A 19,640-nucleotide genomic window follows, 5' to 3' on the forward strand; every position below is an offset into this window, starting at 1 on the left:
GCAAGAATAAGACCAAAATAAGCAATTCAAATCCCAAATTACAAAAACCAAATTCTTTATTTAGAGAGATTCCTGCCTTCGCAGGAATTAATTAAATTCGCAATTATGAGTGTGAACCTCCAAACACCTATCGATTACCTCAAAGGCGTTGGCCCAAACCGAGCAGATTTATTGCGCTCAGAGTTGGGTATTCACACCTATCAAGATCTTATCAATCTTTTTCCTAATCGGTATATTGATCGCACTAAATATTATAAAATTAACCAGTTGCAGCGCAACAATGCCGAAGTTCAGGTTATTGGTACTATTACTGGGTTTAGAGAAGTGGCACAGAAACGAGGCAAGCGTTTGGTAGCGGATTTCAGGGACGATACCGGAACCATGGAACTCGTTTGGTTTCGCGGACAAAAATGGATTAGGGAAAGCTTAAAAGTTGGTCAACCCTATGTGATTTTCGGAAAAACAAACTGGTTTAGTGGTAAATATAGCATGCCGCATCCTGAGATTGAATTGCAATCCGAACACGAAAGCAATCTACGGTCAGCCATGCAGGCTATTTATCCTTCGGCCGAAAAATTATCCAATAAAGGCATTAGCAACAGAGTCGTTTCAAAAATTATGCAACAATTGTTTTTGGAAACGAAGGGCAAATTTGCGGAAACCTTATCCGATTCCATTAGAGGCGAAATGAAATTATTATCAAAATCCGACGCACTTTTTAATGTGCATTTTCCGAAGTCTCCAGAGCTACTTTCGAGAGCACAATTTCGATTGAAATTTGAAGAATTATTTTACATTCAACTGCAATTAATTCTGAAAAATCTCATCCATAAATCCAAAATTAAAGGTCTGATTTTTGACAAAGTCGGAGATTACTTCAACACCTTTTACAATGACCATTTACCCTTCGAACTGACCAATGCACAGAAACGTGTTTTGAAAGAAATTCGATCTGATTTAGGCAGCAATGCACAAATGAACCGACTTTTACAGGGAGACGTAGGTTCCGGAAAAACCATAGTTGCATTTATGTCAATGCTCATGGGACTTGACAACGGTTTTCAATGTTGTCTAATGGCGCCAACTGAAATTTTGTCAGTCCAGCACTACAACGGTTTACAAGAGTGGTGTAATAAATTGAATATCAGTATTTCATTATTAACTGGTTCAAGTAAAACTTCAGAACGACGAGAAATCCACGAAAATCTCGAAAATGGCAATTTACAGATCCTAGTTGGCACTCATGCCCTACTCGAAGATAAGGTAAAATTCAAGAATTTAGGCCTCGCCATTATCGACGAACAACATCGATTTGGAGTTAAGCAAAGATCAAAATTGTGGCACAAAAATGAATTGCCTCCGAATGTTCTTGTGATGACCGCAACTCCAATTCCAAGAACTTTGGCCATGTCAGTTTATGGCGATTTGGACATCTCGGTAATTGACGAATTACCTGCAGGTAGAAAACCAATAAAAACCGTTCATCGTTATGACAACAATCGACTGAAGGTTTTTAAATTCATGAAGGATGAAATCGCCAAAGGCAGACAGATTTATGTGGTCTATCCATTAATTCAAGAAAGTGAGGCATTGGATTATAAAGATCTGATGGATGGCTATGAAAGTATTTCGCGCGAATTTCCGATGCCAGATTATCAAATTTCCATTGTACATGGAAAAATGAAAGCGGCTGATAAGGATTATGAGATGCAACGCTTTGCTGATGGTAAAACCAACATTATGGTTGCCACAACGGTTATAGAGGTTGGCGTAAATGTTCCTAATGCTTCGGTAATGGTGATTGAAAGTGCCGAACGTTTCGGTTTGTCGCAGCTGCACCAATTGCGTGGTCGTGTAGGTCGTGGTGCAGAACAAAGTTATTGTATTTTAATGACCAGCCATAAACTGAGTCAGGATAGTAAAACACGATTAGAAACCATGGTACGCAGTAGTGACGGTTTTGAAATTGCCGAAGTGGATTTAAAATTGCGTGGTCCTGGCGATATAATGGGCACACAACAAAGTGGTGTTTTAAATCTTCGGATTGCAGATATAGTAAAAGACAAGGACATTTTAGAGCAGGCTCGATATTATGCTAAAACGGTTTTAAAGTTAGATCCAAGTTTTGCGTTGCCAGAACATAAGGTGATTTTGAATACGTATAGGCAAATGAGCAAGTATCGTAATATTTGGAATTATATTAGTTAGTTCCAATCTTAAGCTAGATCCTGAAACGAGTTCAGGATGACACAAAATAATCTTAAACGAGTTTAGGACAAGAAAAAAAGGCCTGGCACCAACAACGACCAGACCTTTAAAACATAACTGTACATGTTTTTATTGATGAAATACAAATTTTGTACACCACAAATTACTCCCATAATAAAAGCGAGCTTGTTAGAGAGTTGTTAAAGCGTACTGATATTTTGTTAATTAACGTATTGTTAAGACATAAAAAAAGGTGCTAGAAAGCACCTTTTTAAAGCTATTAATCATGCGTAATTACGCGGTTTGTTCTTCGTGTTTACCTTCGTAGACTTCTTCTACCAATTTAGCATTGAATGCTGGTAAATCATCAGGATTTCTACTGGTTACCAATCCTTCATCGACAACAACTTCTTCATCAACCCAATTGGCACCTGCGTTAATTAAGTCTGTTTTTATAGAATCATAAGAGGTTACTTTTCTTCCTTCTATGACTCCAGCTTCAACCAATAACCAAGGTGCGTGGCAAATAGCCGCAACAGGTTTATGCGCTTCAAAGAATGATCTTACAAAAGCTACTGCGTTTTTATCTTTACGCAATACATCTGGATTAATCTGTCCGCCTGGCAACACCAAAGCATTGTAATCTTTTTGGTTCACTTCACTTAAAGTTTTATCGACTTTATATGAGTTGCTCCAATTGCCGTCGTTCCAACCTTTGATTTCCCCAGACTCCAATGATACAATATGTACATCGGCTCCCGCTTCTTCCAAGGCTTTTTTTGGTTCTCTTAATTCACTTTCTTCAAATCCGTTTGTTGCTAATATGGCAACTGTTTTTTTATTTAAATTTTCCATTTTGTTTTCTGTTTTTAAATTCGTTATTCGTTTTAGGTCTTCATTTGTCATTCAACATTCACATATAGGGCAAACCTAGTTGACATTTGCATTTAGATTATTCATGGCATCACCAATACCTGTATCACCTTCTAGAATTTCGAAAGTCACATTATAGGGAGCATCATCATGTAAGGCTTTAACTAAAGTTTGAGCTACATCTGCCCTACTGATTTCACCGTCTTTATTTAATTTTTCTTTCAGTTCAATTTTTCCCTTTCCGTTGGAATTATTTAAAGTTCCTGGTCGTACGATGGTATATTTTAGACCACTGTCCCTTAAATGCTCATCGGCATTTTGTTTAGCTTTAAGGTAATCCTTTAAATCTTCAGCCGCTTCAGGATTGTCGGCTCCCATAGAACTCAACATCACAAATCGGTTGACGTTCGCCATTTTTGAAACTGCCATTAAGCGCTTAGCACCTTCTTGATCTACTTCAACGACGTTTTTTCCTCCAGAGCCTGCTGCAAATACAACTTTATCGACGTTGTTGACGGCATGCGTTAAATTCTCGGTTAAATCCGCCAGAACAGTATCCACTCCGTCTTTCTTAAATTGCTCCTGCTGGTCTTTCTTTCTCACCATAGCGATGGGATTGAAATATTGAGAGGACTTTAAAAGTTTAACGACTTGTTTTCCTGTAGTACCATTGGCACCTGCTACTAATACGTTCTCCATAATTATCCGTTAACTATAAATGCATGAATCACACCTGGCAACCAAGCCAATAAGGTGAGTAGCACGCTGATTAAAAATGTGGTTCCTAAACCATGCTTAAGAAATACGGCTAATGGTGGTAATAATATATTTAGGATAATTGTTAATAATGACATTGTTTTTATTTTGGTTCATTCCAAATATAACTGACAACTAAAGCATCGCTTAATCATAAAGGATTAAATCTTAACTCATATTAATTAATCGATGTGTTTGCTACGTCATAACAAAATTTTATTTTAGTCCAATAACCAACGTCACTATGCTCATCAAACTCGGCCAAAAATTTACCGACGGCTTTACCAAGTACATGCCCAGCGCTTATGTTTTTGCGCTGATCTTAACTTTATTGACTGGTATTTTTGCTTTACTATTTACAGAGAGTAAGCCCATACAAGTTCTAGAAGGTTGGTACAACGGCTTCTGGGACTTACTGTCCTTTGGGATGCAAATTGTTTTAATTATTATAACAGCCTATTGTATTGCACAATCACCTTTAGTAAAAAAAGGCATTGACCAATTGTCTAAATGGATTAATACACCAACTCAAGTCTATCTTATCATTATTGCGCTTGGCTCGCTACTGTCGTTAATTAGTTTTGGTATGGTGGTCGTCACTGCTATTTTAGGACGTGAATTAGCTTTGCGTATTAAGGGCATCCACTACCCTTTTTTAGTGGCTTGTGTATATTTTTCTTTTAATGGCTGGGTTTGTGGATTGTCGAGTTCTATTGCGCTGTTGCTGAATACGGAAAATAATTTTTTAATTGAAAGCGGAGTCCTTAACGATACCATTTCAACGGGTTATAGTTTAGGCTCAAGTCTCAACCTTGCCATGATTGTGTTATTTGTGGTCGTCGCTCCCATTTTGATTTGGCTATTAATTCCAAAATCCTTTGAAGGCAAAGAACTCAAGGACTTGCAAACGTCTTTGGATGATAAAGAAAGTTCAGTAAAAGCGGAAGCCTTATCTTATAAATTACCATTTAAAGCGGTTTCTGACGCACTTAACAATGCTGGTTGGTTACAGATTAGCGTGGCACTTTTGGGAGTGATTTATATTGTCTATCATTTTGCGACCAAGGGTTTTGACCTCAACTTTAACATCATGATTTTTATATTCTTGATTGTTGGCATGCTTTTACATATGACACCGATGCGCTACAGCATTGCCATGAAACGCGCCAGCTCCAATATCTCTGGCATCTTGTTTCAATATCCATTTTATGCAGGTATAATGGGTATTATGATGGCCTCTGGTTTGGGCGAAAAAATCTCTAATGTTTTGGTTTCTATAGCTACGCCAGAATCCTATGCGTTTATATCCTATCTGACAGGTGGCGTGATTAATTTTGCGATTCCCTCAGCAGGTGGTGAGTTTGCCGTGATTGGCCCAAGTATTATTAACATGGTACAAGAACTTGGCGCTAACCTCTCGCCTACCGAAGTAACAGCCATGATTGCCAGAGCCTCCATGTCTGTGGCTTATGGTGAAAGTCTGAGCAATTTGTTACAACCCTTCTTTTTGCTGATTGTTTTCCCTGTAATGGGCAAAGGCATAAAAATACAGGCCAGAGATGTGATTGGGTATTTGTTTATTCCTTTTGTGGTGTTGTTTGTGATACAGAGTTTGATGGTGAGTTATGTGCCGCTGTAAACCATACTAAATCAGTAAAAATGTTATACCAAATATTATAGGCAATTTTGAATTAGGGCTTAATCTCCAAGGGTTTTGAAATAATTCTTATATTCGGTAATAGAAACGTATATACAGAGTTATATACGAGTTGCCTACAATACAAAAAAACGCAAATTGAAAAATTAAATATGAAAAAAACATTACTAATCGCACTTGGAATTTCACTTTTGACATTTGCCTGCGGAACACCATTATCAACAATGAGAACGGTAAAGTTCAGTCCAAAAAATGATGAAATTACGACCACACCATCTCTTAAACAATATTTAGCAAATAATCCAAATCCAAAAATTGTATTGCGGACAAGCTCAAGATTGAATACTGATAATGTAACAGAAAAAGAACAAAATAATTACCTATACAATACAATTGAAAGTGAATTTCTAAAAAGTGGATTTATCGTTCGAGACCGACAATTATTTGAAAAAATCATAACAAACACCGACAATAACAATAATTATGTTAATCTTAAAGAAAAATCAGATACTGACTTAATTATTGAATTAACTAATTTGGACAGAAGTATTGTTTATCAAACAAACAAATACTATGACAATAATGGAGAAGAGAAAACTTCTTCTATTTTGGAAAATAGAAACTATTATGGTGCGACAATTGAATTCAAGGTAATAATGATTAACACAAATGAATTTGCTGGAATTTATAAATTTAATTATGTCCCTTGTGTGAATGGTTGTGAATTTAGACCAGCAAGTCGACCAACAAAAAGAGAACTTGAGGAAACTAAACCATATGAAGCTGTCGAAGAAGATACGTTAATTGAATTTGTACGTAGTGCAACAAATCAATTAGTTTCGGAAATGAGAAAATAAAAAAGTACTATAGGTAACAACGGCTATAGTTCATTACAGCTCAAATTCCTAATCGGAATTTCAAACCTTTTTGCTAAATTTATGGTTACAGCGGAATAAACCGTGTGAATCATTCCGTAACGAAACCATTGCCTAAACCGTCAGCTTCATGAAATGTTTACTATCCTTTTTATTCACTTTTATAGGGTTAATTTCAGAAGCCCAAAATGATATTTTAAAATATACACTACTTCATAATAAGCAGACAAAAAATGTAACCGTAACCATTCTGTTAGATGCTATTAACACTAGAGATCATTACCTTTTAATTCCGCGTAGTGCTCCCGGAACTTATGAAATAACGGATTATCCGAGTTTTATTGAAAATATTGAAGCTGTAACCACAAATGGCTCAACAATAAAAGGGCAAAGAGGTCGTGGGTCAATTATATTTTTTAGAAAGGAAGCAAAGATTACCCAAGTTTCATATGATGTTAACATCACTAAAATGGAAGCTGAATTAAAAGGTGGTTTTGCTAGTTCAAAAATTAGAGAAAACTATTTGGGCCTATTGGGATATTCTGTTTTTGCAACCATCGTAGGTTACGAGGACAAACCCATTCATTTGACCTTGAAAAGTGATGCGCAATGGCCTATTTTTACCACTCTAAAACCATCAACTAGCATGGAAAGTGAAATCACTCTTCTGGTTTCAAATTATGCGGAATTAGCTGATGCTCAATATCTTTTTGGGAATGATGTTAAGATTTTAAAAGTAAAAGATGCAGAAATTCCACTTTATGTAGCAGCCTATGCAGAAGGTGAAATTAACCTAGAAGAAATTGGCCGTAGAGGTTTATTTAGCCTCCAAGGGCTTTCTAATTATTTTGGGTATATACCAATGCCACATTACACCATGTGCTATGAATTTTTAAAACCCTACAGCGAAGAACATACTTACGGTTTTTTAATGGAGCATATGAATAGTATGACGGCAAGTGCAACAATGGCTTCAGCCATAACCACATACGACCCAAAAGCCAATATTTTTAGTATGGTTCATCATATGGGTCATTCCTGGATCCCTTTAAGGTCTTACGGTAAAGGGTATCGTCCTTTTGATTGGGGTTCGGCACCAATAATAGAAACCATTTGGCTGAATGAAGGCTTTATTTGGTATGTCTCTTCAATTGTCACCAACTCACCAAAGACCATTGATTTTTTTAAGCAAATTATTGAGCACGCACCTATTTATATAAAAGAGAAATCTTTAAAAGAATTATCTCAACTTGGGTCTAGTCAATATTCAGGGGATTTTAATATAGGTAGAAACTTATTCTCCAGAGGAGCATTGATGGCATATGAAATGGATGTTGAAATTAAAAAAGCAACTAACAACGAAAAGACATTTAAGGATGCTCTAATTGGACTTTTAAATTGGACCAAAGAAAATGATCGCGCATTTGAATACCACGAAATCGAGACTATATTATCTAATTCTACTGGTGTTGATTTAAGTGAAATATGGCTAAAATGGCAGAACCCATAACTACTTTAATCTTTTTCCACCAACAACCCACCAACAAAACTTTTAAACTCTGTTTTAAATTCCTCATACTTTTTACCAGTTGCAGGACCGTTAAATCCTGTATGAATTTTACGCACCTTACCTGTTTTATCAATAAAAATTGAAGTTGGGTATGACAGCACATGGTTGAGCATCGGTAATTTTTCTTGTGCTTTGGCCTTATCAGAAGTGCCATATTGTGCTAACAAAATGGGATAGGCAATGTCCAACTTGTCTCGTAAACGCTTGATGCTAGCAAAGGCTTTGTCCTCTGTTTTGGCATATTCAAAAGCCAAGGCTACAATTTCCAAACCACGTTCGGCATTGGCCTGATAGTATTTGGTGTAGTATTTACTTTCATCCAAACAGTTAGGACACCAAGTTCCCATAATCTGTACAATGACTACTTTATTATTAAAACGCTCATCGCTCAACGACACCATATTGCCATCTTCGTCTGGGAATGAAAAATCCAAACTCTCATAGCCTTCCTTTAAAAAGGTTAAGTCGTTGGCACTCGGCAATTCAAAATCGTCATTACGTTTGGCCACAAACGGTTCTTTCCAATGGTTACCAGAATAGAAGGTGCCTTCCATAGTAGAGTCCGAGACTTTAGCCGTAAATAAAAAGGCATGTGCACCATCAAAAGTTGAGAGTTTCATGGTGTTGCCATCCATGACACCTTCGAGAAAACGATAATCGCCTGTTGTGGTTCTGAATGTTCCTGTGACTTTGCCGCCTTGTGCTGAGCCTGTCGAAGTATCTTGTTTAAAGATGCCTTTGGCAATGTACTCATCATCTTCTATGTCTTTACTGAAAACGGTTTCCCAAGTTCCTGTGACGTCTTGAGATGGTTCTTGAGTGGTTTCAAATCGATTGTCATTATCATATTCTGCAGAAAATGGTACGACACGATCTAAACTTTCCTTTATAAAACTGCCTTTTAGGTTTTTATCTTCAAACGTCGCAGCGATATAGCCTTCAAACACTGGTGCTTTAATAAAAACTGAATCGTTTCTGTATTCAACTTCATCGACTTCAATGGTTTCTTCGGCATTAAAGATTTTCAATTTGTCTTTGGATTCCACTTCAAAAATAAAGGGCAATTCCTCACTATCCTGAACATCCAACACCGCTCTATAGGTTCCTGTTTCTAAATATTTTGGTGTTTTCTGTTCTTCGCAATTCCAAAGTAAAACGACCAAAAGCAATACCATTAATTTTTTCATAACAATGCGTTTTCTATAAAGTCCGAAATTATAACAATGTCCTTAGATAAAAAAACAAAGTACAATTTCATTAACATTCAAGTATTGCTATCTTTGTGGCTTCATTGAATTAAGACTATGAAGATATCGTACAACTGGTTAAAACAGTTTATAAAGATAAATTGGGACGCGGAGAAAACGGGAGAACTACTCACCGATCTCGGCTTGGAAATTGAAGGTATTGAACGCTACGAATCCGTAAAAGGCGGATTGGAAGGTATCGTTGTTGGCGAAGTCTTAACCTGCGAACAGCACCCAAATGCAGACCGACTTAAAATCACTACCGTAAACATTGGTGATGATGCACCATTACAAATTGTTTGTGGCGCACCCAATGTAGCAGCTGGGCAAAAAGTCCCTGTGGCCACCATAGGAACGACTCTACATACTGCTGAAGGTGAAGCCTGGAAGATTAAAAAAGGTAAGATTCGTGGTGAGGAAAGTCATGGTATGATTTGCGCTGAAGACGAATTGGGTCTTGGCGAATCGCACGATGGTATTATGGTATTGGATCCTAAAATTAAAGTTGGCACTGCTGCAGCAGACATCTTTAATATTGAAAATGACGATGTTTTTGAAATCGGGTTAACCCCAAACCGTGCTGATGCCATGAGTCATTATGGTGTGGCGCGCGATGTAAAAGCAGGACTATTACAACAAGAAATTGCCGTGGAGTTAATTACACCTTCGGTAAGTTCTTTTCATGTTGATGCCAGATCGCTTAAAATCGATGTAGAGGTAAAAGACAAAGAAAAATGTCCGCGTTATTGTGGTGTTACCATTTCTGGCGTTAAAGTTGAGCCCTCTCCCGATTGGATACAGCATCGCTTAAAGTCCATTGGCTTATCACCTATCAACAATATTGTAGATATTACTAACTATGTGTTGCATGAACTTGGGCAACCCTTGCATGCCTTTGACGCACATAAGATTTCAAAAAATAAAATTGAAGTAAAAACCTGTAAAGCAGGTACCAAATTCACTACTCTAGATGAAGTGGTGAGGGAATTGCACGAAGACGATCTTATGATTTGCGATGCCGAAAAACCGATGTGTATTGCTGGTGTTTTTGGAGGTATTGATTCTGGTGTTACGGAAAGTACTACCAACATTTTCTTGGAGAGTGCTTATTTTGATCCTGTAAGTGTTAGAAAAACAGCAAAACGTCATGCACTGAAGACTGATGCGTCCTTTAGATTTGAAAGAGGTATCGACCCGAACATTACAGAGTATGCCTTAAAGCGTGCTGCTTTAATGATTACAGATATTGCTGGTGGCGAAATAAGTAGTGATATTTCGGATGCCTACCCAAATAAAATTGAGGATTTTCAAGTACGCTTGAGTTTTGATAATGCCAAGAAGTTGATTGGAGAGGAAATTCCGAGAGAAACTATAAAAAGCATTTTAACCTCTTTAGACATAAAAGTCAATAACGTTACTGAAGCTGGTTTGGGATTAACCGTTCCTGCTTACAGAAATGATGTACAGCGCGAAGCTGATATTATCGAGGAAATCCTTCGTGTTTATGGTTACAACAATGTTGGCACTACGGAAAAACTGAATGCCTCTATTTCAAACTCGTCACGTTTTGAAGATTATAAAGTTCAGAATGTGATTGGGAATCAATTGGCTTCCCAAGGCTTTTTTGAGATTATGGCGAATTCACTTACCTCTCCTAAGTATGTGGAATTGAGTGATGATTTAAATGCAGATCATAGCGTACATATGTTGAATCCGTTGAGTAACGATTTGGAAGTGATGCGTCAATCCTTATTGTTTTCTGGTTTAGAGGCTGTGTCTCATAACATCAATAGAAAACGCAACGATTTAAAGTTGTTTGAATTTGGTAAAACCTATCATCAGTATTCAGAAGAACGAGAAGAAAACAAGCATCTATCCTTATTTGTCACAGGAAATAAAACTGAAGAACGCTGGAATTCCGTTGCGAGCCCAAGTGATTTCTTTTATTTAAAAGGAACGGTTGAAGCGATTTTACAACGCCTGGGATTAAATCGTATAAAATCGGCACCAACTAAGTCTGATATTTTAAGTGAAGGCATGAGCCTATCGCTCGGTAAAAAGAAGCTTGTTGATTTTGGTCTGGTCAAAAAATCAGTATTGAAGCATTTCGGAATTTCACAAAACGTATTGTTTGCTGATTTTAATTGGGATAACGTTCTGGATATGGCTCAGCATAACAAAATAAAGTTCACAGCTATCCCTAAATATCCTGAAGTCCGTCGTGATTTCGCTTTACTTCTAGATAACAGTATAAGTTTTGAAGATATTCACACCATCGCCAAGCAAACCGAAAAGCAATTGCTTAAAAACGTGAATTTGTTTGATGTGTATGAAGGCAAAAATTTACCTGCTGGCAAGAAAAGTTATGCGGTGAGTTTTACACTTCAGGATGAAAACAAAACGCTTACCGATAAGCAGATTGATAAGATTATGAACAAGTTGCAATCTAACTTTGAGAGTAAGCTTGGTGCAGAATTAAGATAATAACAACAAAAAAGCCTTAACTCTTCAGTTAAGGCTTTCTTTATATTAGGCTTCTACAGCTTTCTTCTTTTTATTCTTTTTTGGCTTAAATCTCACTTTTAAATTCTTAAATGCTGTTGTGATATACACTAACAACGCATAGAGGAATACAACGGCACCAGACATTTCCAATAACTCTTCAAAAGAATACATCATAGCGTAAGTGAATGTATATTCCGTATGGATTTCCGCGTGCCAACCTCCCAACATCTCCATACCAACGGCACCACCTACGTATAAAACACCTGCGATAATGAATAGTTTTAAGACGCGTTTTGGCAAACGCATCATAAATTTAAAGTATGCGATGAATATTAATATGGTAACTGCTAAGTAAGGAATAAACCATGCAAAATATAAAAGTCCAGAGGTATTGAACAACGCCTCCATCGGAGCACGAAGTTGCTCATGGATCTGTATCATTTCATCAAATGCCAAAAAGATAAATATGGCAGATAAGCCCAACCAATGCCAGAATTTTTGACCTAACTTCTTATGCGTAAATCCAATAAGCGCCAATAGAAACCCATTAAACATTAATGTTAAAGAAGAAAAATACGTTGGTAAATTGGCTTCAAGGTTAAAGTCGAATAGCTTTATCATTAGCCTTGTAACTTTACTGTCCATCCCTTCGGTATTGAATCTTAAATACACAGCAAAAAGATTACCCAATAAAAGAAACAGCACTACAATTAATAAAGCACGTAAAACCTTTGATTTTCGTAATTCAAATTTCATAAAAAATAAAGATTGTAATAGACAATTAGGGATACTTGTCTATAGATATTGATTTAATTAATAGCTCTTATCGTCGAAGGTAGAATTAAAAATAACAGTGCTTAAAAAACTTATGTAAAAAACCTATTATTTCGATTAAATGTTAATTTAACATCACCAAATTGTTAATCAAATCTCCATGAAGCGAAAATCTACAGGAAACATTTGTATTTATTTAGCATTTGAAAACATTTATAATCTTTAAATTTACAGTCTAAAACACAATAATTATGGCAAATGTAACCTTAGGAGGCACTCCAGTAGAAACAATAGGCAACCTACCAACAGTTGGTAGCAAAGCTCCAGATTTTAAATTAACTGACACAGACTTATCAGATCAATCATATTCAGATTTTGAAGGCTCTAGACTAGTATTGAATGTATTTCCTAGTGTAGATACTGGTACATGCGCACAATCCATTAGAACTTTTAATGAAAAGGCAAGTCAATTGGATAACACCAAAGTACTTTGCATTTCTAAAGATTTGCCATTTGCCATGGCACGCTTCTGTGGTGCTGAAGGCATTGAAAATGTGGTTAGCCTTTCGGATTACAAAACAGGAAAATTTGGAAAAGATTACGGTCTTACATTTACAACAGGAGCGTTTGAAACTTTACTATCGCGTTGTATTGTGGTTATAGATACAGATGGAACAGTATTACACACTGAGCAAGTTTCTGAAATTGCTGACGAACCAAACTACGAAGCTGCGATTAAGAGTTTAGCATAGGTTTGATGCAAAAAAAGGAATCCTTTCTTATTAATCGCCTAAAAAGTGTTGGCTTTGCCTTTAAGGGCATGCTTATTCTTATTAAAACCGAGTCGAGTATAAAAATTCAGGTTTTTATTGCTGCTGTTGTGACCATTGCCGGATTTTATTATAATATTTCAACCACGGAATGGATGGTGCAAATCGCTATGATTGGCTTAGTGATGAGCATTGAAGGCGTTAACACGGCTATTGAATATATCGCGGATTTTGTACATCCAGACCATCATCCTAAAATTGGACTGATAAAAGATATATCCGCAGGTGCGGTGTTTATCGCTTCCATTGTAGCGGTTATAATTGCGGGCATTATTTATTTTCCTAAGTTTTAATACATACCAAAACAACCATTACAAGCGTTACATATTTGTATTTTTGTACCAGCCAAAACCAGAAACACTTCTAAGCCTTAAAATGAAATCCATCGTTGTAACATTTTCCATTATCATTCTGCTTTTAAGTTGTAATTCGAGAGATAAAACAAGTGCTCAAACTGAAGTTATAGAAATTCCAGAGGTAGAAACTATTATAAAGTCAGATCTTAACATTAACAAAGATTTTGTTCTTGGTAAATTTGATTATAAAAGTGATTCTACCTTTATAAAAGTTGATGCACAACACGCTTCTAAAGACATCTACCTAAAAAAAGAAGCTTATGATGCTTTTTTACAAATGGTAGAAGCAGCAAATGGAGATGGTGTCAACTTAAAAATAGTTTCTGGAACACGTAATTTTGAAGAACAAAAAGTGATTTGGGAACGCAAATGGCGAAAGTATAAACAATTAGAGCCTAAAGAGCGCGCTTTAAAAATTTTAGAGTACAGTTCCATGCCAAGTTCTTCGAGGCATCATTGGGGAACAGATATAGATTTAAATAGTTTAAATAATTCGTATTTTAACAGCGGAAAAGGATTAAAGGCATATGAATGGTTAACCGCAAATGCCAACAGCTTTGGGTTTTACCAAGTATATACCGACAAAAGCAATGGCAGAACGGGTTATAATCTCGAAAAATGGCATTGGTCCTATTTACCATTAGCAAGTAACTATTTAGAATTTTACAATGCTAATATAAATACCGAAGACATCTCAGGATTTGAAGGCGCTGAGCTTGCGGAAGTGCTTTTAATCATTGAGGAGTATGTTAATGGTATTTCAGAAAAAGCAAAACAATATAAATAAAATAGATTCCCATTTTCATGGGAAGTAAGCATGACGAAAAGAACAACCAAAAAGAAACGAACCACCAAAGCAAAGGCTAAGCCAAAGGCAAAACTTAAAAAACCTTCGTTTAAATTATCCAATCAGCAAAAACTCATTTTTGGTAGTTTACTGATCATCATTGGTGTCTTACTTTTTATTTCTTTCCTGTCCTTTATATTCACAGGAAAAGAAGACCAGAGTGCATTAAGTAACTTTCCAGACCGTTCAGAAGACTATAAAAATTGGGCAAGTCAATTAGGAGCTTGGGTAAGTGAACTTTTTATCACCAAAGGCTTTGGTATCCCTTCATTTATTTTTTCAGGATTAATTTTTCTTTCTGGAGTCTATGTTACCCTTAACTTGAAAAAAGCCAAACTTAGAAAGCATTGGATTTGGGGAACTTTAATTGTTATTTGGCTGTCTATTTTCTTAGGATTTTTTACGCATAAATACGATTTACTTGGTGGTACTATAGGTTTTGAAATGAATCATTTCTTTCAGGATTATATTGGTAAAATAGGAACCATACTTTTACTCCTCTTTGGGCTTATAGCTTATTTGGCAATTCGATTTAAAGTAACAGGTGATACATTTGTTGGACTTTTCAATCGTGCTAAAAAGGATCTTAAAGATAATACAGCTTCAGGCATGGACCAAGAAGAGTCGAGTGTGGTTGTTGATAATAGTTTAACCGAAGAGGCAGAAGCCATAAAATCAGCTTTTGAAATTCCTCTTGAAGATAAAAACCCTACCATAGGCAACCATTCCAAGCCAGATAGCAAATCAGAAGACTTAAAAATCGAAGTTGACGAAAAGCCAAAAGAAGAGACTATAGAAGAACCTGAATTAAAGATGGAGGTGGAAACATCTAAGGAAGAAGTTTCTGAAACCGATAACCTTGCTGACAAACTTGTGGAAGATTTTGGGCAGTTTGACCCTACTTTGGAGTTAAGCAACTATCAATTTCCTCCTTTAGATTTATTGAAAAAATATGACAACGAAGGGATTTCAATAGACCAGGAAGAACTTGAGGAAAACAAAAACAGAATTGTTGAAACCTTAAGTAATTATAAAATTGGTATCAGCAGCATTAAAGCCACTATTGGCCCAACGGTAACCTTATACGAAATTGTCCCTGATGCTGGTATTAGAATTTCAAAAATTAAAAATCTTGAAGATGATATTGCGCTTTCACTAGCAGCATTGGGCATTAGAATTATTGCGCCAATTCCTGGAAAAGGTACAATAGGTATTGAGGTGCCTAATAAAAATTCTACGATTGTTTCTATGCGATCGGTTATTGCATCACAGAAATTTCAGCAATCTAAAATGCAACTACCTATTGCTTTTGGTAAAACCATCAGTAACGAAACCTTTGTTGTTGATTTAGCTAAAATGCCTCACTTGTTAATGGCTGGTGCTACAGGACAAGGAAAGTCGGTTGGATTAAATGCGGTACTGACCTCATTATTATACAAAAAGCATCCTGCGGAAGTAAAGTTTGTTTTAGTCGATCCTAAAAAAGTGGAATTAACACTATTCAATAAAATTGAGCGTCATTATTTGGCGAAACTTCCAGATAGTGAAGATGCTATTATTACTGATAACACCAAGGTTATTAATACGTTGAATTCGCTTTGTATTGAGATGGATAACCGTTACGAAATGCTTAAGAATGCATTTTGTAGAAACATTGCAGAATACAATGCCAAGTTTAAAGCCCGAAAACTTAATCCTAATGATGGTCATGCATTTTTACCATACATCGTCTTGGTGGTTGACGAGTTTGCCGATTTAATTATGACTGCTGGCAAAGAAGTAGAAACACCAATTGCAAGATTAGCGCAACTGGCTCGTGCTATTGGTATTCACTTAATCATTGCTACGCAACGTCCTTCTGTGAATGTAATCACAGGTATTATTAAAGCGAACTTCCCAGCACGTATCGCCTTTAGAGTAACGAGTAAAATAGATTCGCGTACCATTTTAGATGGTTCTGGTGCTGATCAGTTAATTGGTCGAGGTGATATGCTTTATACACAGGGCAATGATTTAATTCGCCTTCAGTGTGCTTTTGTTGACACTCCAGAAGTTGAAAGAATCACGGAATTTATTGGTGCTCAGAAAGCTTATCCAGATGCACATTTACTGCCAGAATATGTTGGCGAAGAAGGTGGCACAAATCTTGATATAGATATCTCGGACAGAGATAAATTGTTCCGTGAAGCTGCTGAAATCATTGTTACAGCGCAACAAGGGTCAGCGTCTCTTTTACAACGAAAATTGAAATTAGGTTACAATAGAGCTGGTAGAATTATAGATCAATTAGAAGCTGCAGGCATTGTAGGTTCTTTTGAGGGTAGTAAGGCGAGACAAGTATTAGTGGCAGATTTAGTAGCTTTGGATCAATTATTAGAAAACGAGAAATAATAAAAATTATATATAAAAAGATCGCTTCGCTGTTAGATAAAAAAACTGAAACTAACAGATAAGATTTAAATTATAAAAGACATGAAAAGATTATTTATTATAGCATTTTTAGCACTTGGACTTACTGGCTTTGCTCAAAGCGACACCAAGGCTGAAGCATTATTAACCGAGGTTAGTAAGAAAATTAAGGCATACAACAATATTAGCCTAGACTTTAAATACGAACTAAACAATGTAAGTGAAAACATTAAGCAAGAAACGCGTGGTGATGTTGTTATTGAGGGCGAGAAGTACAAACTTAACATCTTAGGCGTTACAAGAATCTTTGACGGCAAAACACTTTATACTATAAGTCCAGAAGACGAAGAAGTTACCATTTCTTCAGACAACACAGAAGATGAAGGCACTATTACACCTAGTAAAATGTTATCGTTTTATGAAGATGGTTATACTTATAAGATGGATATTGTTCAGAATGTAAAAGGTAGAAAGATTCAGTATGTAAAGTTGAATCCTATCGATACCAATTCTGAAATAAAGCATATTTTATTAGGTATAGATGCCACAACAAAGCACATCTACAACCTTATAGAAGTGGGTAAAAACGGAACAAAGACAACATTAACTGTTAATTCTTTTAAAACCGATCAGCCTATCTCAAAAACCTTATTTACATTTGACGAAAGTAAATACAGTGATTACTTTATCAATAGAATCGATTAAGGTTTAATAAAAAAGATTACCGCTTTTGCGGCAACTCAATGAAAATATTAGATAGGTACATACTTATCACATTCTTAAGGACGTTTTTTAGCGTCTTTATTATATTCATGTTCATCTTTGTTCTGCAAGGCGTTTGGCTCTATATCGCTGAGCTAGCAGGTAAGGATTTAGATATTTCTGTTACGGCAAAGTTCATTTTGTATTATATGCCGAAGCTTATTCCTCTGGTAGTGCCATTGACCATTCTGCTATCATCTATTATGGTATTCGGGAATTTTGCAGAGAACTATGAGTTTGCAGCAATGAAATCCACTGGGATTTCTCTACAGCGTGCCATGCGAAGCCTAAGTGTTTTTATTGTTGCACTCGGTATAGCCTGTTTCTTTTTTGCCAATAATGTTATTCCTTGGGGAGAGTATAATTTTTACAATCTAAGACGAAACATCGCTAAGGTAAAGCCAGCCTTAGCCATTGCAGAAGGGCAGTTTAATGAAATTGGTGACATTAACATTAAAGTTGAAAAAAAGTCTGGAGATAGAGGTCAGTTTTTGGAAGGTGTTGTGATACATCAAAAAAGCTCTGCAAGAAAAGGAAATTATAAAGTCATAGTATCGGAAAAAGGGGAGCTGAAAAGCTCACCAGATTCTAATGTGCTTCAACTAGAGCTGATCAATGGTAATTATTATGAAGAAATCGTCAATAGAGATGCACGAAAAAATGTGGATAAACCACATGCCAGAAGCTACTTTGACAATTATATTATAAATGTTGACCTCGAAATTCTTAATTCTGAAGATTTAGACGAAAAGAATTATAGAGGTCGTCATTCAATGCAAAATATTGATCAATTAAATTATACCATTGACAGTCTCCAAAATCAACGAGAAGAAGATTACAAATTGCTCTCAAAGACACTCTACGGCCGTACAACGTACTCTGCATTAAACCTCAATATCAATACAAAAGACAAGGATTCGCTGTTCACAGGAGATATTTTAGATCTTTTCCGTGCTGGTCAAAAAGTACAGATAGTTAATCTTGCCATCAACTCAGCCAATAGTACAAGACAGATTATAGACTCTAACAAGAATAATTTTGAAATCAAGGCAATATTTCTAAACAAACATATTATTGCTTTGCACGATAAATTTGTTCTGGCCTTTGCTTGTATCATACTCTTTTTTGTTGGAGCTCCATTAGGTGCTTTAATTAGAAAAGGTGGATTGGGCTTACCGATGGTTATTGCCATAGTACTGTTTTTAACGTATCATTTTTTTGGGATTTTTGCTAAAAACAGTGCCGAAAAAGGAAGTTTTAGTCCAATTATAGGGTCTTGGCTATCTACAGCGGTAATGTTGCCGTTGAGTATTTATTTAACTACTAGGGCAACCAATGATAAAGGAGTCTTTCAGTTTGATGCTGTAATGGTGCCTCTAAAACGTTTATTTACACCAAAGAATAAATTGCAGTTATCTGAAAGCGAAACTAAATCTTACAACTACTATAAAAAATATTCAGTTGAGGAATTGGTTGGTATAATTAAGAAACAAGATGAATTTGATTTAGATAAGAAACCAAAGGAGATTGCCCTTCATAATTTATTGAACAGAAATATTCCTTTAGAAAGCTTAAAAAAGGAAGGTCTAGAGGTAGATGATAAACTTATTAAAGCAAGAACCCTTTTGAAGGATTACAAGGACTACTCCACAACTAGTTTGGTCAGTTTTATCATTGGTGGCGTTTTATTGGGCTTACATTTTATATGTAAAAACAATAAGCTGCCAGAAGTCGCTGAAGCATCACTTAGCCTTAGTATTATTGCATTTGTATTCTTTATTATTTATGTTGTTGTAGATGCAGTTGTCTATTCTAAATTTTACAAAACGATTGGGCAAAAAAAGAACCGTTTTAATCCAATAATTTTCATTTTAACGCTTCCGCTCTACCCCTTTAAATATTTGATTCATCGTAACAAGATTACACTAGACTTCTACCGAAGTTGCATCCAAAATATAAAATAAACGTATC

16 protein-coding genes are annotated in these 19,640 nt (G+C 36.0%); 11 read left to right on the top strand and 5 right to left on the bottom strand.

Annotated features, from left to right (window positions below; genetic code table 11):
• Positions 1-105: 105 nt before the first annotated feature.
• Complete coding sequence (gene recG / locus ACQ65V_RS14550) at positions 106-2,208, top strand: ATP-dependent DNA helicase RecG (RefSeq protein ID WP_430468488.1); 2,103 nt, start codon at positions 106-108, stop codon at positions 2,206-2,208.
• Positions 2,209-2,502: 294 nt separating this feature from the next.
• Here the strand turns inward: recG and ACQ65V_RS14555 are convergent, their stop codons facing one another.
• The 3 genes from ACQ65V_RS14555 to ACQ65V_RS14565 all read right to left on the bottom strand — a co-directional run bounded on the left by ACQ65V_RS14555 (position 2,503) and on the right by ACQ65V_RS14565 (position 3,935).
• Positions 2,503-3,063 (bottom strand): type 1 glutamine amidotransferase domain-containing protein, encoded by a 561-nt coding sequence (locus tag ACQ65V_RS14555; protein WP_430468489.1) that lies wholly within the window; start codon positions 3,061-3,063, stop codon positions 2,503-2,505.
• Between the two features lie 75 nt (positions 3,064-3,138).
• Positions 3,139-3,780 (bottom strand): SDR family oxidoreductase, encoded by a 642-nt coding sequence (locus ACQ65V_RS14560; protein ID WP_430468490.1) that lies wholly within the window; start codon positions 3,778-3,780, stop codon positions 3,139-3,141.
• Between the two features lie 2 nt (positions 3,781-3,782).
• A complete protein-coding gene (locus tag ACQ65V_RS14565; RefSeq protein ID WP_155087881.1) occupies positions 3,783-3,935 on the bottom strand; it encodes a YqaE/Pmp3 family membrane protein in 153 nt (50 codons plus the stop codon).
• A gap of 146 nt (positions 3,936-4,081) precedes the next feature.
• Here ACQ65V_RS14565 and ACQ65V_RS14570 point away from each other — a divergent pair, with 146 nt between their 5' ends.
• From ACQ65V_RS14570 to ACQ65V_RS14580, 3 genes are all read left to right on the top strand, one after another.
• On the top strand, positions 4,082-5,476 hold the full coding sequence (locus ACQ65V_RS14570) for a short-chain fatty acid transporter (RefSeq protein WP_430468491.1): 1,395 nt from the start codon (positions 4,082-4,084) through the stop codon (positions 5,474-5,476).
• Between the two features lie 170 nt (positions 5,477-5,646).
• A complete protein-coding gene (locus ACQ65V_RS14575) occupies positions 5,647-6,351 on the top strand; it encodes a hypothetical protein (protein ID WP_430468492.1) in 705 nt (234 codons plus the stop codon).
• A gap of 148 nt (positions 6,352-6,499) precedes the next feature.
• Entirely contained in the window at positions 6,500-7,879 is a 1,380-nt protein-coding gene (locus ACQ65V_RS14580) for a hypothetical protein (protein WP_430468493.1), read from the top strand.
• Between the two features lie 5 nt (positions 7,880-7,884).
• Here ACQ65V_RS14580 and ACQ65V_RS14585 read toward each other — a convergent pair whose 3' ends face one another.
• Positions 7,885-9,126 carry a peroxiredoxin family protein gene (locus ACQ65V_RS14585; RefSeq protein ID WP_430468494.1) on the bottom strand — a complete coding sequence of 414 codons (1,242 nt, stop codon included), beginning with the start codon at positions 9,124-9,126 and terminating at the stop codon, positions 7,885-7,887.
• 117 nt (positions 9,127-9,243) lie between these two features.
• On the opposite strand from ACQ65V_RS14585, the gene pheT reads away from it, so the two are divergent.
• The gene (gene pheT, locus ACQ65V_RS14590; protein ID WP_430468495.1) at positions 9,244-11,670 is read left to right on the top strand and encodes a phenylalanine--tRNA ligase subunit beta; all 2,427 of its coding nucleotides are present in this window, start codon (positions 9,244-9,246) and stop codon (positions 11,668-11,670) included.
• Positions 11,671-11,715: 45 nt separating this feature from the next.
• Here the strand turns inward: pheT and ACQ65V_RS14595 are convergent, their stop codons facing one another.
• Positions 11,716-12,447 (bottom strand): hypothetical protein, encoded by a 732-nt coding sequence (locus ACQ65V_RS14595; protein WP_412560491.1) that lies wholly within the window; start codon positions 12,445-12,447, stop codon positions 11,716-11,718.
• 269 nt (positions 12,448-12,716) lie between these two features.
• Between ACQ65V_RS14595 and tpx the strand changes: the two genes are divergently transcribed.
• The 6 genes from tpx (at position 12,717) to ACQ65V_RS14625 (ending at position 19,633) form a co-directional block, all read left to right on the top strand.
• The gene (gene tpx / locus ACQ65V_RS14600) at positions 12,717-13,217 is read left to right on the top strand and encodes a thiol peroxidase (protein WP_412560490.1); all 501 of its coding nucleotides are present in this window, start codon (positions 12,717-12,719) and stop codon (positions 13,215-13,217) included.
• 5 nt (positions 13,218-13,222) lie between these two features.
• Complete coding sequence (locus ACQ65V_RS14605; RefSeq protein ID WP_412560489.1) at positions 13,223-13,588, top strand: diacylglycerol kinase family protein; 366 nt, start codon at positions 13,223-13,225, stop codon at positions 13,586-13,588.
• A gap of 43 nt (positions 13,589-13,631) precedes the next feature.
• Entirely contained in the window at positions 13,632-14,438 is an 807-nt protein-coding gene (locus ACQ65V_RS14610; protein ID WP_412560488.1) for a M15 family metallopeptidase, read from the top strand.
• Positions 14,439-14,468: 30 nt separating this feature from the next.
• Positions 14,469-16,889 carry a DNA translocase FtsK 4TM domain-containing protein gene (locus ACQ65V_RS14615; RefSeq protein ID WP_430468496.1) on the top strand — a complete coding sequence of 807 codons (2,421 nt, stop codon included), beginning with the start codon at positions 14,469-14,471 and terminating at the stop codon, positions 16,887-16,889.
• 81 nt (positions 16,890-16,970) lie between these two features.
• A complete protein-coding gene (locus ACQ65V_RS14620; RefSeq protein ID WP_430468497.1) occupies positions 16,971-17,612 on the top strand; it encodes a LolA family protein in 642 nt (213 codons plus the stop codon).
• Positions 17,613-17,650: 38 nt separating this feature from the next.
• Positions 17,651-19,633: an LptF/LptG family permease gene (locus ACQ65V_RS14625; RefSeq protein WP_430468498.1), complete on the top strand. Its 1,983-nt coding sequence runs from the start codon at positions 17,651-17,653 to the stop codon at positions 19,631-19,633.
• The last annotated feature ends 7 nt before the right edge of the window (positions 19,634-19,640 follow it).

This window comes from Winogradskyella ouciana (assembly GCF_965284585.1).
GTDB lineage: Bacteria > Bacteroidota > Bacteroidia > Flavobacteriales > Flavobacteriaceae > Winogradskyella > Winogradskyella ouciana.

Bases quoted from the DNA above. Each gene is read 5' to 3' on its own strand.
- recG (WP_430468488.1), top strand. From the start codon at position 106: ATGAGTGTGAACCTCCAAACACCTATCGATTACCTCAAAGGCGTTGGC.
- ACQ65V_RS14555 (WP_430468489.1), bottom strand. From the start codon at position 3,063: ATGGAAAATTTAAATAAAAAAACAGTTGCCATATTAGCAACAAACGGA.
- ACQ65V_RS14560 (WP_430468490.1), bottom strand. From the start codon at position 3,780: ATGGAGAACGTATTAGTAGCAGGTGCCAATGGTACTACAGGAAAACAA.
- ACQ65V_RS14565 (WP_155087881.1), bottom strand. From the start codon at position 3,935: ATGTCATTATTAACAATTATCCTAAATATATTATTACCACCATTAGCC.
- ACQ65V_RS14570 (WP_430468491.1), top strand. From the start codon at position 4,082: ATGCTCATCAAACTCGGCCAAAAATTTACCGACGGCTTTACCAAGTAC.
- ACQ65V_RS14575 (WP_430468492.1), top strand. From the start codon at position 5,647: ATGAAAAAAACATTACTAATCGCACTTGGAATTTCACTTTTGACATTT.
- ACQ65V_RS14580 (WP_430468493.1), top strand. From the start codon at position 6,500: ATGAAATGTTTACTATCCTTTTTATTCACTTTTATAGGGTTAATTTCA.
- ACQ65V_RS14585 (WP_430468494.1), bottom strand. From the start codon at position 9,126: ATGAAAAAATTAATGGTATTGCTTTTGGTCGTTTTACTTTGGAATTGC.
- pheT (WP_430468495.1), top strand. From the start codon at position 9,244: ATGAAGATATCGTACAACTGGTTAAAACAGTTTATAAAGATAAATTGG.
- ACQ65V_RS14595 (WP_412560491.1), bottom strand. From the start codon at position 12,447: ATGAAATTTGAATTACGAAAATCAAAGGTTTTACGTGCTTTATTAATT.
- tpx (WP_412560490.1), top strand. From the start codon at position 12,717: ATGGCAAATGTAACCTTAGGAGGCACTCCAGTAGAAACAATAGGCAAC.
- ACQ65V_RS14605 (WP_412560489.1), top strand. From the start codon at position 13,223: ATGCAAAAAAAGGAATCCTTTCTTATTAATCGCCTAAAAAGTGTTGGC.
- ACQ65V_RS14615 (WP_430468496.1), top strand. From the start codon at position 14,469: ATGACGAAAAGAACAACCAAAAAGAAACGAACCACCAAAGCAAAGGCT.
- ACQ65V_RS14620 (WP_430468497.1), top strand. From the start codon at position 16,971: ATGAAAAGATTATTTATTATAGCATTTTTAGCACTTGGACTTACTGGC.
- ACQ65V_RS14625 (WP_430468498.1), top strand. From the start codon at position 17,651: ATGAAAATATTAGATAGGTACATACTTATCACATTCTTAAGGACGTTT.